A 16,854-nucleotide genomic window follows, 5' to 3' on the forward strand; every position below is an offset into this window, starting at 1 on the left:
TTTTTAATTGTCGCTTTTTAATGCACGATTTATTTTATTGTGTGCCTTTATTAAGTTAGTTCACAGCCCCCCATGTCATTACGTACCTTTTTTAATGTTTTTACTTTGCTATGCTAGCCGTTTATCTAAAAAGCGTTGAGTAGACTTGCGTATTTTGGCAGATGAGCGGATATCCAACTCATTGGATACCGACAGAAACTTACCCCTTAGTGCCTTATTTACGCGTTCAATCAATCGCGCACCTTTGTGCTCTGTCCCCCCATCTCCCGCTTTGATATATAAAAACGTTTATATTAAACGTCACGGCTATCTAATGTCTGAATCTGTCCGCTCATTGTCATTTATACGTATCTAAACTTAGGGTGAAAAAACCTATATTAGTCATAAATAACCTAATAGGCAGGAACTTAGCATGACAAAAGCACTCATTATTATTGATACACAGGATTCTTTTTTTGAAACTGACTATTGGCAAGATAAAGACTTTGCTTCCTTTAAAAGTAACCTGTTGAGCGTCATCAGTGCCTTTAAAGCCAATGAGCAACCCATTGTGAAAGTACTACATAGTCGAGAAGACGCTTTCAATAGCCCCTTTAACCCAACAACCGGTTTGGTAAAACCAATGGCATTTTTACCGCAAGACTTTACTAAAGTTTTCTATAAATCAGTGCACAATGCATTCACTGATACTGGGCTCACTATGTGGTTAAAACGCAATCAAATTGAGACACTTGTCATTACTGGGATCCGCACCGAACAATGCTGCGAAACAACGGCCAGAGTCGCGTTTGATTTAGGCTTTACCGTGGAGTTTGTTACAGATGCGACACTGACTTTTGATATGCGATGCCCTACCACGAATACCCCCTATTCGTCGGCAGAAATACAAGCGAGAACAAATTTAGTGCTTGCCAATCGATTTGCATCAATACATGCTCACAGCGACTATTAGTACTCATATCGCTGCGCCAAATACCCAAAAATAGCACTGTATTTGGCGCGGCCAACGAACACGAATTGGAGCCATCAGTGACGATATATTTTGTTTTGGTACCAGACACTTTACCATTAGATTTTGCAGGCCCCTTACAAGTCTTTTTGGAAGCTCGGCGTCTAGGGATCTCTTACGACATCAAATATGTTAGCGCATCAGCGCATTTCGCTTTAGATGGCGGTTTACGGTTACAAAACCTCGATGCATTGCCTGCCCAACTCAAGCTGGAAGATGTAATTGTATTACCTGGATGCAATAACGCTTTCTCTATCTACACAACCGATGCCGCCCAAGAAACCATCCAATGGCTAAAGCACACAATCACGCAACAAACCGTTTTAACCATATGCTCTGGTGCCGTCATCGCAGCCAAAGCAGGGCTGCTGATTGGTAAGCGCTATACGACGCACAATCAATTGATTGACCAGATGCGCATGCTCTTTCCAGAGAGCCAAGTGTTGGAAAACCGTATTTTCGTCGAAGACTGCAACATCATTAGTAGTGCAGGGATAAGCTCAGGTATTGATATGGCTCTTTACTTCGTAAGCTCACGCTTTGGAGAACATATTGGCGCCCAAGTAGCGCAGGAAATGTTGGTCTATTTTAGGCGCACTGGCCAGGACCCTCAACTCAGCAGTTGGTTACAATTTCGCAATCATATGCATCGTGGGATCCATAAAATCCAAGATGAAATTTGCAACAATATTGAGAAAAACTACTCTCTTGAGCAACTCGCTGACATTGCTTGTCTTTCTCAAAGGCAGTTGAGCCGCTTGTTTTCTCTGCATCTTGGGGTTTCGCCGCATACCTATTTACAGCATATCAAGGTAGGACACGCCAAAAAGTTGCTTCAGCACAGCAATCAAAGTGTCGAGTTGATAGCACAAAACTGCGGCTATTCGAGCAGTAGACAGTTTAGGCGTGCTTTTATCAAAGTCACTCAACAAAGTCCGCAGCAATTCAGACAACAGTATACGTATTGATGTATCGGCAGAATCGTGGATGTCGCAACTTAATACTTGTCAAAATAAAAACGTGAACCCCATATACTTGGCGCGAAGATGATAGCTTTGTTTCAAATTCGGTATGTTTTTTAAAAGGAGGTGGGTCAGCAAACTGTTGGGCTGTGGTTATTATTGACGCAAGGTTAACCCGAAAAAACACATCTTGCTGCGATTTTGGCAATCACCAAGAGGCTACCCGCCAGGTATGGTTTATCGACCCCGAACCGATTGTAAATCACGACAGCAGAGCAAGGTGCTGTCCCTTGTTTCTCAATTGAAATTAATGGCGGTTTGCAAAAAGGGGTCTTTCAAAAATTGGCGACCTAGTTTTGAGTGTCGTGATTAAACGTATAGTGCCCCCTTCCAGTGCGATATGCTTATAGGTGCGTGCGGAGTTTACGTCTTTCAATTGGTCGGTCATTTTAATAGGCATATAACGAGATGGCCAAACTTCACCCCCCTTAGCTGATACCAATAAAACAGGCCTGCCATTGTGTTTTATTGGTATGCGGACAATACCCTTGTGAGTGTTAACAAGAGTACGTTCAAAGGCGGGAATATATTCATCCGTAAAGTTTCCTTTTTATATGTGTCATGACAGCGAAAGCGCGTCTACATAATTAAGCGTCTAGTTGTGTAATGTCCACCCTGAGTGAGACGTTGTTGTTTTGACAGTATTCCAACTAACATGAGTAGGCATCATAGCAACAACATGATGAATATTGTTAAAGCGACTACCCAGTAGTAGGGCAAACTCAGCTCCCCTTGAAAAACCATACACGGCGATGCAGTGTTTTATCGCCATTGGGTCATCGCGAGTTGCTCATGGCACACAAACCTGTAGAGTACCCAATCAAAATCGTGCGCAATCAGTGTCATATGCAATAGCGGTACAAAACAAACTATACGGCGCTCAGTGTTTAAAATTTCGATGAAAATAGCTAGACTCAAGTAAATGGTTAGATGGGGAGAGTTTATGAGTGAATTACAGGTTTGTATTCAACTACGTCTAGAGCCCGGATGTATGGGGCCGCAAGGTAAAGAACATATTGAAGCATTTTGTAAAAAAGAAAATACCACGCCTTGGCAAAATAATTTTGCCATTGTTAGTGTGGTGCCTAGATATGATAAAACGCTGCCTGAATGGGAGTATCGACTCAAAAATAAACTGCTAAAAGCGGAACAGGTGGTTAGGGTTGTTGAGATGCACAACATCACAAAGGCCGACTTAGAAGAAGAAATAGAAACGCATATCGCACAAGAAATTGATCTCTACATGGAGGGAAAATTATAATGTTGTTAAGCATGGCAATAGCCGTATCATCCAGCCGACTATAAGCACACTATCCGAGGCCAAGGCGCTTCAAGGTAAGAAAACGCCTTCGCTGTGGTTTACTGAGGATATAACCCCCCTGTACACCCGAGTGCTGCTTCACTGCTCTGCATAAAAATAGTGACCTCGGCAACAACCAATCCAAACTTTTTTATATACGATCGGTTCATCAATGTGCATTTGTCAAAAGCCCACATCCAATCGTCAAACGATACCCGGTACGTTGTATCATCTACCGGTAAATCCATTTCATATTGCCACCTCAAGGCATTTCCATACACATGACCCGTCGCTTCAGTTGCAATGTCGCCGGCATTCCCTCTAAAGCCATCACCTTGTGACGTAATTCGCCATACTCGATGTTTTACACCATCTCCGTAGCCGTAGGTGAACGTTTCGTCTAAGACAAGTTCGTTATTTTGCTGGATAGCGCCTTTTATTTCGACTTTAAACCTTTGCACTAACTGACCACTGCGATTTTGCACAATCCCCCATGCATTGACCTGTCCATTAAAGAAGGTGTAAACATCAATATTGGGTGACATTGCTTCATATGCATCGCTATGAACAGATGACCTGCATGCAGACAATACCATCATCACAACAACAATAACCACTGCTCTCATGATTGCTCTCCTAATAACTTGCGTCTCATTTTTGGTTCAGAAGTTTGAGCACTTAACCAAATATCAAAAAACCATTTTGTAAACCGTGGGTCTTTAACTTCCCCTAACAGCGTTTCATCATTATAAAATTTAGTTGTGCCGGCTGGCGTACGAACTCCAAGCAAAGAGTAGTTTTCTTCTACGTCGGGAAAAATACGTTTCATCTCTTCTAGCCATTTTTGGCCTGTTTGTACGTCATCAAACCCTTGCTTTTGCATCTCTTCTAGTGATCGCTCTGCAATGTCTTCTCCACTGAGTTCACGTAAGTAAGTCAGCTGTAAAACAAATGGCGCTGCCGGGTTGTACTCACCTGTTGGCGTGTACAAGCTAATGTCATAGACATCCCAAAATAGATACGTCATACGCGCTGTCTCTCCAACTTGAGACATCCCCGTTTTTATCGCATCAGGATTGACGCCCGTACTGCTGGCAAGGCAGCTGAAAAACATCAGCGCCGTCATCAAGCTGTGTCTGAATCGGTTCATATTAAGTCCATGTAAAGTCTATTGTAAGATATACGCAGCCAGCTTATCTTTCGTTCACTTTAATACCGTCAACACGCTACCCATTTTGCTTTTGCAAGCCGATTTCAGCGAGACTGCTAACTTAGATCATGAAAATCTTTAAATTGCTCAATGAACCAATGTAATTTGGGGTCTTGTTGCCGAGTACGATACCAATACAGTTTTACATGGTAATTGGGTATTTTAAGGGGAGGCGGGTGCACTGTTAAGCCCAGATTGGGCGCAATTTCAGTGGCATATTTTGCAGGCATTGTCAGCAACCACTCTGTATTTTGCACACATACTGGCGCACTGAGCATATGCGGTGTTGATAATATGATTCTGCGCGACTTCTTGTGTTGTGCAAGCGTCTTGTCAACAATACCTCGGGTTTCATTCCATGGCGCAATAAGCACATGAGGGCGGGCCAAAAACATCTGCATTGTCAATTTATACGTTGGGACATGCTGCTGACAACTAAGCGTCACATATTTACCTTCAAACCAGTTCAACTGTGCCAAACTTTCTGACTTTTCTTTTTGATGCGCGAAACCGCAGACAATATCTAACTTGAGATCTTTTAGTGCTTGTATGGGTAATCGTTGTTCAAGTTGAATGACTTGCACGGATATATTACTAAAGCGCTTAAGTAGGCTATTTAAAAAGGGCTTTAAACACCAAGCCGTATAATCCGTTGCTGCGATGGTAAAGTGATGTGCGTCTGAGGGGTCAAATTCTTTGGATTGATTTAGCCCTTGGGTGATCACCTTTAATGCTGGCAGTACCTCCTTTGCAAGCAAATGTGCATAGTTGGTCGCCAGCATCTGATTATTTACCCTGACAAATAGTTCATCACTTAATCGCTCCCGAAGGCGCGTCAGGGCATGGCTGCAAGCAGATTGACTCATATGTAATTGCTGCGCCGTTTGCGTAACCGACCCCGTTTCATATAGCACCGCAAATAACTTTAGTAAGTTTAAATCAATATTGGGGATATCCATCATGCATTTTATACATATAGTAGGTGCAAAACATGCACTTTATTCATGAGTAACTTCACATTACACTGACCCATAGCGAAGTCAAACACTATAGAGAACATACAACAATGAACTTAACGATACGCCCAGCCGAAAAAAAAGATGCAGCAACGATTCTCCACTTTATTAATGAATTGGCTGTCTATGAAAAAGAGCCTGACGCGGTCCTCAATACCGTTGAAGAAATAGAGAAAAAGCTATTTGGAGAAGATGTACGCGCACATGCGCTCATTTGTGAGCAGGGCGGTGAACCTATTGGTTTTGCAGTGTATTTCTTTAATTACTCGACTTGGCTTGGGCAGTATGGCCTGTACTTGGAGGATCTTTATATTGCACAGGACAAAAGAGGGGCTGGGGCAGGTAAAGCACTGATGAAGCACCTAGCGCAACTGGCAGTTAGTAAAGACTGTGGCAGATTTGAATGGGTGGTTTTAGATTGGAATAAACCAGCTATCGATTTTTACCAAAGTATTGGCGCCGAACCACAAGATGAGTGGATCATTTATAGACTCACAGGGCAAGCGCTAAGAGACTTTGCTGAGCACGCTTAAAGATCAATATACTTGTGCTGCATAGCATGCAATTCAGGCGGTAGTGAAATACCGTCTCTTTGCGCAATTGAAAACATGGCGCGCTGAATAAACCCGCCGTATATATTGCCGCGATCATCAGTGATCTGCCAGTCTTCAATATCTTCCAATTGACACACAAAGTTGTGAGCCATTTTGCCGCTATGCGTAATAGGCGGTGTCACTAAAAAAACATTGACCTCGTTGCCTTTAATCATCTCAACATGCGCACCTAAATGCTCAACAACACCGCCATCACTTTCAAAACCAAGCTTTACAAATGCATCATTAGGATACCTTATAAACAATGCCTTGAACTCATCTATTGACGATTTTGCCAACTCGATCGCTTCAATTAACAAAGGGTCATCTGGGTCGGTTTCGAGCGGAGGAAACACCTCTGAAGACGAGCTATAGCGATTATGAAGCCATAAGCCCATTAATAAAGCCACAATGAGTAAACCCCAGTACATACTCGCTCCGTCGTCTTAGCGTTTTAGTAAGTGTAGCAAAAAAGCCACATGCGAAAGGCGGAAACATGGCAGGGAAGTCAGCAGCTGACAAAACTTTTCAAACGCTTTCACAAAGGATGAGTATCTGAGCCAAAACTTTACAAATCTACCTGCAATGTAAAAATGCAAAAAGCTGCACATTTACAAGCTTTTACATAAAGAGTTAAAATTTCACTAAACTTACAATGCAGTGTGTTTGTGCTGTCTTTTTTCTTGCTTTCTTCTTAGGCTATTGCCTAACAAGTCTTCTCTACTGACTAAGAAACCACAGATACTACTCACGACCACATAAATTCCATACATTGAACCTATATAAACCCAATTATTCTGGCTGGTAAGTAGAGCAATATTGGTACCATCATTCACGAAAAGCACATTAACAATCGACAGAGCAAACACCACTCTATAGTACAAAACATGGCCTAGATGGCTTGCAAAAGCAGCAACGAGTAAGGCAAATAAACAGAGGTAAAACCCAATGACGGAATTAGCACCAGGTTGGTAGCTAGGGTAAATAGCCAGTATGGAAAGAATTACCGAGCTCCATCCCGATATATGATAAATCATTTTCAGTTCCCTTGAATTAAATTGTTATTTTTTGTAAATCACAGCATATGGTGCGATTATGGTAGATGTAAGGCAAATTGGCAACTCCTTTAGGCTACAAGCTAATCTAAACTAGTTCTTTATTATCGAATTCACGCGCTCTTTTAATGCAGGAATTGCATTTATTTCAAACCATGGATTGTTCTTCAACCAATGAAAGTTGCGTGGACTTGGATGCGGAATTGCGATTTTTGACGGCAATTGTGCAGACCATTGCTTTGCACTTTCTGTCACATTATTGAAATCGTCTAAATGATAGGCTTGAGCATACTGTCCTATTAAAATGGTCAGTCTCACCTCATTAAACGCTTCCAATATTTTTTCGCGCCATATCGTCGCACACACTTTTGGTGGCGGATTGTCTCCAGACTTTCCCCTTCCAGGGTAGCAAAATGCCATCGGTACAATCGCAAACAAACATGGATCATAAAATTGTTGTTCATTTACACCCAGCCACATTCTCAACCTTTTACCACTCGCATCATCAAACGGCTTTCCGGATTTATGTACGCTTAAACTGGGCGCTTGACCAGCAATCAATATCCGTGCGCATTTTTCACCTTGGATAACCGGTCGAGGCTCATAGCCAAATGTCGCTTGACATAACCGGCACTGGTTAATTTCATCCAATAAACTCATAGAGTTAATCTTATTGCTTTCATGATTAAAATCTCGATTTAAGCGTACCAACTTGGTGTACTAAAGAAGACCCTATACCGTACAAGAAAATTTCAAAGTGTACAAAATTACGCAAGCAAAGCCGTGATTTTTATACCGTATTGAAATTTTGAGGTAAATAAAATATTTAATTGGTTAGTTTCCTAGATATCAGTTGATGCGCCTTGTGTTGTACTTGTAGCCAAATAATTAACATTGAAATCCTAGCCCGTAGAAATGTTATTTTAACGCATTTAGCAATGATAATTACTGTCATTTGCAAACCTATTCATGGATAATTAAAGGTCTGATAAAAAACTTTAGGAACATTATGTCACAAGCAGACAATGCCTTGACGCTTCGATATCGGCTAAGCGTATTGTCCAGATTTTGCGCTGCAATTTTTGGTGGTTACTTTCTCACCGCCCACAGTGTGGCTTTGCTTAGCTTATTCATATCCACCACGAAGGTCGATGCCGTCTTATATAGTGTTTGCGTCAGTATATTACTTTACTGCTGTGTATTTATCGCCGTGTTTGCAGTGCGCTCACTAATATGGATTTGGTTGGTTTTGATAACAAGCATCTTAGGATTAGATTTACTCACTCAATATATCCAGGGGGGAATATGAAAGAGAGCTTTTTTCGCTCAATGACTTGGTTACACACCTGGGTAGGCTTACTACTGTGTTGGTTGTTATTTTTAATTTTCTTTGCTGGTACTATCAGTTTTTTTCGACACGAAATTAGTTTGTGGAATCAACCAGCCGTACATAGCATCGCACATAACAAGCAGCAACAACACACATTGATTGAATCAGGGTTAGGGTATTTGCGTGAGGCAGCGCCAGAGGCTAATCGTTGGTGGGTTGGACTGCCTTCCGAGAGACAACCCGAGTTACAAGTATCTCACCGCCACGCTCAAGGGGAGGGGAAAAGAGATAAATGGGTTGATGAACGCTTAGACCCAAATACGCTATCTCAAATTGATGGGCTGGTAGACACAAAAGGTGGTAACTTTTTTTATCGACTGCACTTCGACTTGCATTACATGGACAGAAAGCTTGCGAGGTGGCTTGTCTGCTTTGCTTCTCTATTTATGCTCATTGCATTGATTTCAGGGGTTGTCATTCATAAACGTATCTTTAAGGATTTATTTCAATTTAGGCCGCAGAAAGGAGTCAGGGCATGGCTGGATGCACACAACCTATCCTCTGTATTGGCTTTACCTTTCCACCTGATGATCACATACACCGGACTAGTAACCCTGATTTTTATGCTCTTTCCCAATCCGGCTGAAACCCTCTACGATGACGGTCTGAAAGGCTTTAGGGCTGATTTTTACCCAGAAAGGCAGCGTATCGAAGCTTCTTCTGAACCATTAAAAGTACCCGCATTTGAGACTGCGTTTGCGCATTTTTACCAAAATTGGCCCGACCAGAAAATTAAGCGCGTCATTATTGATCACCCAAGCAATACGGCTAGCAGTATCAAAATTTATGGTGACAATGGCACATTGATCAGAGATGAATATCCGTTTTGGCAATACTCAGGTACCACAGGTGAGTTACTGAAAACAGCACGCCTAGATCCAAGCAATGCAGAGATGCTATATGGTGGGATGATTGCAGTTCATAGCGGTAGGTTGGCCCATCCAGGCTTGCGCTGGCTTTACTTCATTTGTGGCATTGCAGGCTGCATCATGATTGCGTCTGGTTGTGTTATGTGGGCCAAACGAATTAGCGCGCGACTAAAGCCTGGTCAAACAGCCAATTTTGGCTTAAAACTTGTCGAAACACTCAATATTGCGACAATTATGGGGCTTCCACTCGCTACCGCGGGTTTCTTCTATGCAAACCGTTTATTACCTGAGACGCTCACAGCCAGAGCAGACAAAGAAGTCTTAGTCTTTTTTATTATATGGTTAGTGACTGCCCTTATATCTGTACTGTTTAGAGGTAAACGCGCATGGCAGCAGTTCGCGTATGCAAACGCCTTGGTCTGGTTGCTTTTGCCCATCTGTAATGCACTGACAACTGACGGGAACTTAGTCACTTATATTCAAGACAGTAAGTGGGTTTTGGCTAGTTTTGATATCGCGTTCTTGGCAACTGCGTTGGTGTTTTATTTCCAAGGAAATAAATTAGCATCGCAAGCCCATTCAAAAGTACACTCTAAGCGCTCACGCAAACGGGTAGTCGCGGAGCAAGAAGCATGATTTATAGCTTAGCAACCCTGTTATGTATCAGCGCCTTTTATGCGTTCGCAATGGCAAAGACAGCACACTACAAGAGTGTTTTTGGTACTAGACCCAGCCAAAGACGAAGTCAACATATCAACAATTTTGGCTGGATCATTATTTTACTAAGCTTTGGTGTGAACCTGTCTCAAGCGATTGGATACGGTAGTCTTATGTTTTGTGGGCAATTAGCGCTGTCAGTTGTACTCATCGCGATGTGTTTAACTTACCAGCCTAGTTGGATGAGATCACTTTTATACCTACTTCCCATATCAACTCTCTTACTAGCCGTCATTTCGCTAGTATTTTAAGCATTTGAACGACAGGTAGTAAGCTACCTGTCGTTTCAGATCACGATTTTACTAGCATTAAGCACTTTGCCTTTTCAAAATCACGGTACTTTCCCCTAAAAACGCCTACTTTTCCACACTCAAGTTAGTAAAATTTTGATCTATAACGCCCGTTCAGTCTGTTTACTTAGTAAATAAGTGATCTGAGTTTACCTCAACATGCCAATGAGTTAGTAAAAACACGATCTCGGGGTGACAAGTTAGTAAAACATTGATCTTTATAAAGGCTCAATACACGAAAAGAATAAAAAGCCACTTCAAAAAAAGACTAAAACTCACTTAATTTTAATACTTTAAGTAATTTAAACGAAGTGACGCATGGGCTTAATCTCCTAGAACAATTGAGTTAGTAAAATAACGATCTATCTAATTACAACACATGTTTTTACCAACACAGAGGGCATTTAGTTAGTAAGATAGCGATCCCTACACTGTCTAGTTAGTAAAAAAATGATCTGTAACTTCACATTGTTTTATTGCTACACGCTTAAAAATCTATAAAAAACGGGAATATATATATTTATTAGTGACTTAACTTGAAATGCCGATGAGCAAGAAACGTGACACACGCTTCCTGCTGCTCGGCCAGTCAGTAAAAATCTGATCTGATAACGCAACTGCAGAGTGAAAGTGGCATGTCAGTGGCTGAGCACAAAAGAGCAGGGGAGTATACTCCCCATCTCAATCAGTTTTTAGACCAATCTAATTGCATATCCCATGCAAACTGTTTGTCTTGTTGCAGTGGCGCTTGGGCGTCATCCACTTGTTGCAAAACATTTTTGGCTTTGACTAATGTTGCATCTCGGCCAAACAAATAGCTCTGCTCCCTTACAATCGTCAGGTATGCTTTATTCAGTGATAGCGCACGCTCTTTTGATGGCGTAATAAGTTCGTATAAATTCACAGCCGATTGTACTTTCTCCATGTCCACTTTTCCGCCTGTGAACCACTTTCTCAGCATTTCCTGATTTTGACGAAACTCATCTCCGCCACCGACCCGGTCCATGTATGTTAAAAACTCCCCCTGTTGCTCTCCCACATTTGGCACATCTTTTTGCGCACGAAGATTAATGTAACCCCAACCGTCAGCCCCCTCAACCTTGCGAGCAAATGAAAACGTTTGATCGTATGTAGAACCGACGGTCTTGTGGCAACCATTACAAAAAGCTAGCTCTTGCGCATGTTGCGGCCTCAGTTCACCATTTTTGTCTTCAATGTAACCATTGATAGTCCATCCAAACGTATTGTTGACACCTCTGTCACCTAAGTACATTGTCACAGGCATCTTTTCAAATTCTTTTTCCTTTGCTTCTCGGTAATAGGAAGCCGCAATTTCTCGCTGAGACTTAAAGTTATGCTTTTTCATATAACGTAACTCTTTGAGCCTAGGTGCATTGTATATTTCCCCCTGCTCATCTACCCCTAAGTAACGCACCGTGTGTAAAAACTCGGTCCCCTCTGGGTATAACATATGCGCCAATGCTTCATCGCTATCACCCACATAGTTAGGTTGTGCAACAATGTAAGAGATAACTGTCAACTGACCATCTCCGTTGAGGTCTTGGCCAATACGTTGCTCAGAAATATTGGGCACACTGATCTCTTTGAGCCCCTTCAAAGCCAGCTCGGTTAAGCTTAAGTTAGCAAGGTATACATCTTGGCTGTACTCACCGTTTTTGGTCTGAAACTGACGAGGTAGGCGGATCATGACATCGCCCGTGGAACCATTGGTTGGCCAAAACGTACTTGGAAAAGGTTTATAATTAAATGCAACCCAACCACTGCCGTCACGAGCAAAGCCAAGTTCATCGAATGCTTTTTCTGGAAATGCCAAATCCTTAATCGGTGTGATCTCGCCCTTCCAGCCAGCATCTTTGGACACTTTTTCAATGAAAGGTGTATAGTTGTCGTGTTCAATCCAGTTAGTAATTTCTTGATCTGAGATTGCCTTAATGAGCTCGGTACGATCGATAAATAGATTTTTCCAATGGTTAGTTAAACCCAGATCTGAGAAATCATAATCACCTTGTAGGTCTCCATCATTCATCACATTCGGGCGATTTTTTTGCTCATGGTATGATTGATGACAGGCATAGCATGGGTTGTTCACGCCATCAGTTTTGGTATAGCACTGAGGTGGGATCACGGACTCAGGGTTATACACTTCATCGTGCTCAATATACGCGGTTGCCGGAATATCATCACCGGGCTTATATGGCGTACCAAGTACTTCCTGCTGGGTTGTAGTTGGTAAAATTTTGCTCTGTTGCGGTGCAGAATCAGTGCAGCCAGTTAGTACCATTATGGCGGCGAATGTCGTAATAAGTAATCGGTGTTGCATTTGTATGACTTCCATTTTTAATGCGAAAAAAGCGGTGCCAAAGCACCGCTTAAGTTTCTAATTATTGTTATTTTGATTTCGGGTCATACATCCACAATGTGTTGTTGTACTTCCAAGATGCACTGTGATCCTCGCCGATAAGAATTCGACCATCACGCATCACAATCACATTGTCTGGTTGCGCTAATTGACTTGCATCACAACGCACATCAGATGTTAATGAAGAGCGGTACGTAGACCCCATAATGACAGGTTCGATACGCGTAAGGCTATAATTGGCATCGATATGTGCACGATACACCCCGCCACAATCTTTCACGCGAGAAGACAACTGAATATCACCTTCACCATCAATCATGGTGTTGTCGATATCAGCAATGCCAATATATAGATATGCTTTATCAACCACTTCTCCAGCAATTACATCCTGGCCAGTTACCGCTTCTAGTACACGATCATGGTTAATGGCTAAACCTTCAAGCTTACGCCACTCAGCGGTAGCGCCTTTCAGACGAGCCGCTTGACGCGCTTCCAAAAATGCCACTCGATCATCCATTGGTCTGCCAGCGGTGATAGGTGAACCGCCTTCTTCAGCTGTTGGGTACGTCACTTTTCCATCAACCCACGCTTGAACATCTTCCATTGAGATGTAGTTGGTTTGACCGTCAACATAGCTGTCGGGAGCGATGCCATCATACTCTTCAATCCAGCCTAAAATTGCCGCGTTCGTGCCGGATGCAATCTCTACCCATTCAACGTCAAATCCAGTCACAGCCGGATCTGACAAACCTTTATCTTGTGTCAATTTCGCGCCATACAATGTGCCTGAACTTAAGTCTTCGGCATTGTCCGCAACAAACTTAAATAACACACCACCGGTATCATCTTGCGATGAATAAACGGTGCGACGGTCTGGCATCACGACTGCATTTTCATGCTCATAACGCCCAATTGTGTAGTGCTTCTCGACGACAGGTTTATCCGCAAGTGGAGATTTAACTTCTGCAATATAACCATAGCGATAAGGATTTGGCGCTTCTGGGGCTAAATAGTCTCTAAATTGCTGTAAACGAGTACTTACCTCCGGCGCGTTCCACGCAGGGTTTGTGGTTGTATCGACCTCTGAACTGACAATCCATTCTTCTGAAGTCAAAGGGGTGCCCCATGGAGAAACTGAGCCAAAACAATTAGCTGCCGTGCCTTTGACAGCATCAAAGTCAATCATCATAGCCTGCTCTACGCGCCAAGTCCCCGCATCACTTTTACTCATTTTTAATCGGCTCATGCCGCCTGGATAGTCTTCCCAGTTAGTAAATAAGTAACCTGTGTTTTCTGACTCATAGATAAACCCATTGAAATCAGGCATATCATTTTTAATGATTTCTTGGCCCGAAGTCATACCATAAATGACACCCAAGCCACCTGCGAGTCCTTGTGCACCTAATTCAGCATACGTGTCACCACTTTGACCAAGCATTTGATATTGACCGATAGCAGTCACCACCGTTTGAGCTTCAAACTGAGTCTCATGTAAAGGTGCATCCACTAAGTTGCTAGGCAGCGCGTTAAAGTTAACGCCCGTTAATACACCCACAGTTCCCGTATTGAATGGACGCTTATTAAGCGAATCAAATTCAGTATTTTCATCGCTTGGATGCTGCGCGTTGAAGAACAAATCACCTTGCTCAGTCAAAAATAGTCCTGTAACTTCAGAGCCTGTCGGCACTGTTGCAATGCGCACTAGTCCTTCTACACTTGTTCCTGTGCTGGTACCGTCTTGACCATCGATACCATTCTGACCATCTGTGCCATTCTGGCCATCGACCCCGTTTTGGCCATCAGTTCCATTTTGACCATTAGTTCCATTTTGTCCGTCTGCTCCATTGCTCCCAGCTTGTCCCTTTTCACCTTGAACGCCTTGCTCCCCTTGAATGCCTTGTGCACCGTCATCTCCATCACAAGCGGTCAAGGCCAGAACAACTGCACTGGCAATTAACGAATAGGCTATGCGCTTCATTATTATTACTCCGATTAGTTTTGCTACATTGGGTTTGTGTTGATAAGCGCACACAGCCTGACGGTAAGAGATGACATTTAAGTTGATGAAGTATTAAACTTTTCTGTCACCCTAAAGACAAGATTAATGTAACTGTAAAGGGGATTTACAATTTCTCGGGTATTTTATGGTTCATATAGATTAGTTCATCTACAGCGTAGCCCAACTGCTTTACGGTGTTTTGAAAATCAGTCATAACGGATTTAGATACTGTCGGCGTTCGAGACAACAACCACAAATAATCTTTGTTATAACTGGTTACATATGCATATTGGTAGTGCACTTTGTCCAGTTTAAAAACTACATAACTGCCGTAGAAAGGGCCAAAAAAAGACACTTTTAAATGACCGAGGTTAGGTGCTGAAACGAATTTAGCTACACCTTCAGCTTGCTTCCATTTGCGTTCCTCCACCACATAACCCCGATTCACAACTGTGACTGTGCCATTAGCTTGCACTTCGTACGTTGCTGTCACATTTTCCATACCACGCTCAAAACGATGGTCCAATCTGGCAATTTCATACCAAACGCCTTGGTATTTTTGAACATCAAACTCTTTGACTGGCTGCACACCTTCTGGTAGCCCTGAGCATCCAAGTATACTCATTACTGCCCATATTAAAGGCATTACCCTTAAAGTTACCCCATTTAACATGATACACTCCCTTACGTTCGACTCATCTAATATTGTTGATATCGTCTGATACGGCTTTCAATCCGTAAACGATCGCTCAATAAATATAAGCTATTGAAATAAACCATAGATCATGAAAATACCAACTCAAGGTTTTGGCGTACCAAATGGCCTACTGGCCGTCTACATAGAAAATAGGCCGCCATTGGAAGAATTTAAAAACCTTAATAAAATAATACCCTTACAAGCTGGAGAAATTGATTACATCAATCAGGCCTGTGGCAATGGTTGGCGCAAAGTATTCAATGTTTTTAGCAAATTCATTGCTGAACTCAAACATCCAGATCACAGTTTTACCAAGCTACCTGGGGGTGACGCTCGTTGGCAAACGTATCGAGACAGTACGCTACTTCAAGCACATAGCCAAGAAGCCTTGCTATTTAGTGCGCCTGATCTCACTCAAAATAGCTATAATTGGCACATCATAGCCGGTCGCACCTATGCCAAACAGTTGCTCAGAGAGCAGATTTTTACCCACTCATTGGTTTGGTTAGATGACGAGTTTGCCATTGATGAAAAACATAATCTGATCATCTGCCCTTATTTCGATTACAGGCAGCTTAGCAATATTAAAATCACTAAACTGGCTGCATTAGTCCAAGGAGGCGTAGCAGGCTTAGATATGCTTTTGAGCATAGAAAGCACGAAAGCCTAACGCTTGAAAATAGGGAATTGGTACGGAGAAATTAGCTTCTGCAAATAATTCAGCTAAGCATTGTGCGCTGATTGGAAAAAACTCTTCAATAAAGTTTCTTCGCATTTTTACTACGCCCTGTTCAGTTAACCCTAAAAAGCGATGGCAAAATTGAAATTGCGCATCACGTTCAAAGTCGTTTTCCGGGGACATCAGATCTGCGAGATACAGCTGTCCTTCAGGCTTTAGATTTTCACTTATTTGTCTGAGCAAATTCACTTTATCACGCTTACTTTGCACAAAGTGCATCACTAGTAAGCACAGCGCCGCATCGGCTTTATACACCGAATGATCAACCTTTCCATGGTGGATAGTAACGCGCTCACGCACACCTAAGTTAGTAAAATTCTGATCTGCGATTGCAAGCATATCGGCCGATACATCTTGTGCAATAAAGTGCCAACCTTTATTCGCTTGTGCAAGCTCGATAATTTCTCGTCCAGTACCCGCACCAATAACCAATATCGTCGCATTTGTGGCCAATGTAACGTTCAGCTGAGCGGCAGTGAGCTGATGTATGATTTCATAGCCAGGCACAAGCTTGCTAATCCGTTGGTCATAATTTTGGGCCTCTTCACCCGTAAATGTTGGCATAAAC

The 16,854-nt window shown here is 42.5% G+C and carries 17 protein-coding genes; 7 read left to right on the forward strand and 10 right to left on the reverse strand.

Annotation, left to right across the window (positions count from 1 at the left end):
• Positions 1-412: 412 nt before the first annotated feature.
• The 3 genes from L1286_RS09785 (at position 413) to L1286_RS09795 (ending at position 3,292) form a co-directional block, all read left to right on the forward strand.
• The gene (locus L1286_RS09785; protein WP_235406723.1) at positions 413-952 is read left to right on the forward strand and encodes an isochorismatase family protein; all 540 of its coding nucleotides are present in this window, start codon (positions 413-415) and stop codon (positions 950-952) included.
• A gap of 77 nt (positions 953-1,029) precedes the next feature.
• A complete protein-coding gene (locus tag L1286_RS09790) occupies positions 1,030-1,977 on the forward strand; it encodes a GlxA family transcriptional regulator (protein WP_235406724.1) in 948 nt (315 codons plus the stop codon).
• Positions 1,978-2,974: 997 nt separating this feature from the next.
• Positions 2,975-3,292 carry a hypothetical protein gene (locus L1286_RS09795; RefSeq protein WP_235406725.1) on the forward strand — a complete coding sequence of 106 codons (318 nt, stop codon included), beginning with the start codon at positions 2,975-2,977 and terminating at the stop codon, positions 3,290-3,292.
• 98 nt (positions 3,293-3,390) lie between these two features.
• Here L1286_RS09795 and L1286_RS09800 read toward each other — a convergent pair whose 3' ends face one another.
• The 3 genes from L1286_RS09800 to L1286_RS09810 form a co-directional block, all read right to left on the reverse strand.
• A complete protein-coding gene (locus L1286_RS09800; protein ID WP_235406726.1) occupies positions 3,391-3,957 on the reverse strand; it encodes a DUF3833 domain-containing protein in 567 nt (188 codons plus the stop codon).
• The gene (locus L1286_RS09805) at positions 3,954-4,481 is read right to left on the reverse strand and encodes a chalcone isomerase family protein (RefSeq protein WP_235406727.1); all 528 of its coding nucleotides are present in this window, start codon (positions 4,479-4,481) and stop codon (positions 3,954-3,956) included. Before L1286_RS09805 ends, L1286_RS09800 begins: the two co-directional genes overlap by 4 nt.
• Positions 4,482-4,597: 116 nt before the next feature.
• Entirely contained in the window at positions 4,598-5,503 is a 906-nt protein-coding gene (locus tag L1286_RS09810) for a LysR family transcriptional regulator (protein WP_235406728.1), read from the reverse strand.
• Between the two features lie 104 nt (positions 5,504-5,607).
• Here L1286_RS09810 and L1286_RS09815 point away from each other — a divergent pair, with 104 nt between their 5' ends.
• Positions 5,608-6,090 (forward strand): GNAT family N-acetyltransferase, encoded by a 483-nt coding sequence (locus L1286_RS09815; protein ID WP_235406730.1) that lies wholly within the window; start codon positions 5,608-5,610, stop codon positions 6,088-6,090.
• Here the strand turns inward: L1286_RS09815 and L1286_RS09820 are convergent.
• The 3 genes from L1286_RS09820 to L1286_RS09830 all read right to left on the reverse strand — a co-directional run bounded on the left by L1286_RS09820 (position 6,087) and on the right by L1286_RS09830 (position 7,865).
• Positions 6,087-6,581 carry a DUF2314 domain-containing protein gene (locus L1286_RS09820; protein WP_235406732.1) on the reverse strand — a complete coding sequence of 165 codons (495 nt, stop codon included), beginning with the start codon at positions 6,579-6,581 and terminating at the stop codon, positions 6,087-6,089. The genes L1286_RS09815 and L1286_RS09820 overlap by 4 nt on opposite strands.
• A gap of 219 nt (positions 6,582-6,800) precedes the next feature.
• Complete coding sequence (locus L1286_RS09825) at positions 6,801-7,187, reverse strand: hypothetical protein (protein ID WP_235406734.1); 387 nt, start codon at positions 7,185-7,187, stop codon at positions 6,801-6,803.
• Positions 7,188-7,298: 111 nt separating this feature from the next.
• Positions 7,299-7,865 (reverse strand): uracil-DNA glycosylase family protein, encoded by a 567-nt coding sequence (locus L1286_RS09830; protein ID WP_235406735.1) that lies wholly within the window; start codon positions 7,863-7,865, stop codon positions 7,299-7,301.
• Positions 7,866-8,510: 645 nt separating this feature from the next.
• On the opposite strand from L1286_RS09830, the gene L1286_RS09835 reads away from it, so the two are divergent.
• Together L1286_RS09835 and L1286_RS24295 are read left to right on the forward strand one after the other, a co-directional pair.
• Entirely contained in the window at positions 8,511-10,100 is a 1,590-nt protein-coding gene (locus L1286_RS09835) for a PepSY-associated TM helix domain-containing protein (RefSeq protein WP_235406737.1), read from the forward strand.
• Positions 10,097-10,432 (forward strand): DUF3325 domain-containing protein, encoded by a 336-nt coding sequence (locus L1286_RS24295; protein WP_442961702.1) that lies wholly within the window; start codon positions 10,097-10,099, stop codon positions 10,430-10,432. Before L1286_RS09835 ends, L1286_RS24295 begins: the two co-directional genes overlap by 4 nt.
• A gap of 724 nt (positions 10,433-11,156) precedes the next feature.
• Here the strand turns inward: L1286_RS24295 and L1286_RS09840 are convergent.
• The 3 genes from L1286_RS09840 to L1286_RS09850 all read right to left on the reverse strand — a co-directional run bounded on the left by L1286_RS09840 (position 11,157) and on the right by L1286_RS09850 (position 15,475).
• Positions 11,157-12,812 (reverse strand): hypothetical protein, encoded by a 1,656-nt coding sequence (locus L1286_RS09840; RefSeq protein WP_235406739.1) that lies wholly within the window; start codon positions 12,810-12,812, stop codon positions 11,157-11,159.
• 67 nt (positions 12,813-12,879) lie between these two features.
• On the reverse strand, positions 12,880-14,829 hold the full coding sequence (locus L1286_RS09845; protein WP_235406741.1) for an alkaline phosphatase PhoX: 1,950 nt from the start codon (positions 14,827-14,829) through the stop codon (positions 12,880-12,882).
• A 145-nt stretch (positions 14,830-14,974) separates the two neighbouring features.
• On the reverse strand, positions 14,975-15,475 hold the full coding sequence (locus L1286_RS09850) for a lipocalin family protein (RefSeq protein WP_235406742.1): 501 nt from the start codon (positions 15,473-15,475) through the stop codon (positions 14,975-14,977).
• Positions 15,476-15,635: 160 nt separating this feature from the next.
• On the opposite strand from L1286_RS09850, the gene L1286_RS09855 reads away from it, so the two are divergent.
• A complete protein-coding gene (locus L1286_RS09855; protein ID WP_235406743.1) occupies positions 15,636-16,217 on the forward strand; it encodes a DUF6942 family protein in 582 nt (193 codons plus the stop codon).
• On the opposite strand, the gene L1286_RS09860 is transcribed toward L1286_RS09855, so the two are convergent.
• Complete coding sequence (locus L1286_RS09860; protein WP_235406744.1) at positions 16,179-16,850, reverse strand: class I SAM-dependent methyltransferase; 672 nt, start codon at positions 16,848-16,850, stop codon at positions 16,179-16,181. The two genes, L1286_RS09855 and L1286_RS09860, sit on opposite strands and share 39 nt — an antisense overlap.
• Between the last annotated feature and the right edge of the window lie 4 nt (positions 16,851-16,854).

It is taken from the genome of Pseudoalteromonas sp. SMS1, assembly GCF_021530565.1.
In the GTDB taxonomy this organism is placed as follows: Bacteria; Pseudomonadota; Gammaproteobacteria; order Enterobacterales; family Alteromonadaceae; genus Pseudoalteromonas.

Coding starts and splice junctions, on each gene's coding strand:
- L1286_RS09795 (WP_235406725.1), top strand. CDS start 2,975: ATGAGTGAATTACAGGTTTGTATTCAACTACGTCTAGAGCCCGGATGT.
- L1286_RS09835 (WP_235406737.1), top strand. CDS start 8,511: ATGAAAGAGAGCTTTTTTCGCTCAATGACTTGGTTACACACCTGGGTA.
- L1286_RS24295 (WP_442961702.1), top strand. CDS start 10,097: ATGATTTATAGCTTAGCAACCCTGTTATGTATCAGCGCCTTTTATGCG.
- L1286_RS09815 (WP_235406730.1), top strand. CDS start 5,608: ATGAACTTAACGATACGCCCAGCCGAAAAAAAAGATGCAGCAACGATT.
- L1286_RS09820 (WP_235406732.1), bottom strand. CDS start 6,581: ATGTACTGGGGTTTACTCATTGTGGCTTTATTAATGGGCTTATGGCTT.
- L1286_RS09805 (WP_235406727.1), bottom strand. CDS start 4,481: ATGAACCGATTCAGACACAGCTTGATGACGGCGCTGATGTTTTTCAGC.
- L1286_RS09810 (WP_235406728.1), bottom strand. CDS start 5,503: ATGATGGATATCCCCAATATTGATTTAAACTTACTAAAGTTATTTGCG.
- L1286_RS09855 (WP_235406743.1), top strand. CDS start 15,636: ATGAAAATACCAACTCAAGGTTTTGGCGTACCAAATGGCCTACTGGCC.
- L1286_RS09860 (WP_235406744.1), bottom strand. CDS start 16,850: ATGCCAACATTTACGGGTGAAGAGGCCCAAAATTATGACCAACGGATT.
- L1286_RS09830 (WP_235406735.1), bottom strand. CDS start 7,865: ATGAGTTTATTGGATGAAATTAACCAGTGCCGGTTATGTCAAGCGACA.
- L1286_RS09845 (WP_235406741.1), bottom strand. CDS start 14,829: ATGAAGCGCATAGCCTATTCGTTAATTGCCAGTGCAGTTGTTCTGGCC.
- L1286_RS09825 (WP_235406734.1), bottom strand. CDS start 7,187: ATGATTTATCATATATCGGGATGGAGCTCGGTAATTCTTTCCATACTG.
- L1286_RS09785 (WP_235406723.1), top strand. CDS start 413: ATGACAAAAGCACTCATTATTATTGATACACAGGATTCTTTTTTTGAA.
- L1286_RS09840 (WP_235406739.1), bottom strand. CDS start 12,812: ATGCAACACCGATTACTTATTACGACATTCGCCGCCATAATGGTACTA.
- L1286_RS09850 (WP_235406742.1), bottom strand. CDS start 15,475: ATGAGTATACTTGGATGCTCAGGGCTACCAGAAGGTGTGCAGCCAGTC.
- L1286_RS09800 (WP_235406726.1), bottom strand. CDS start 3,957: ATGAGAGCAGTGGTTATTGTTGTTGTGATGATGGTATTGTCTGCATGC.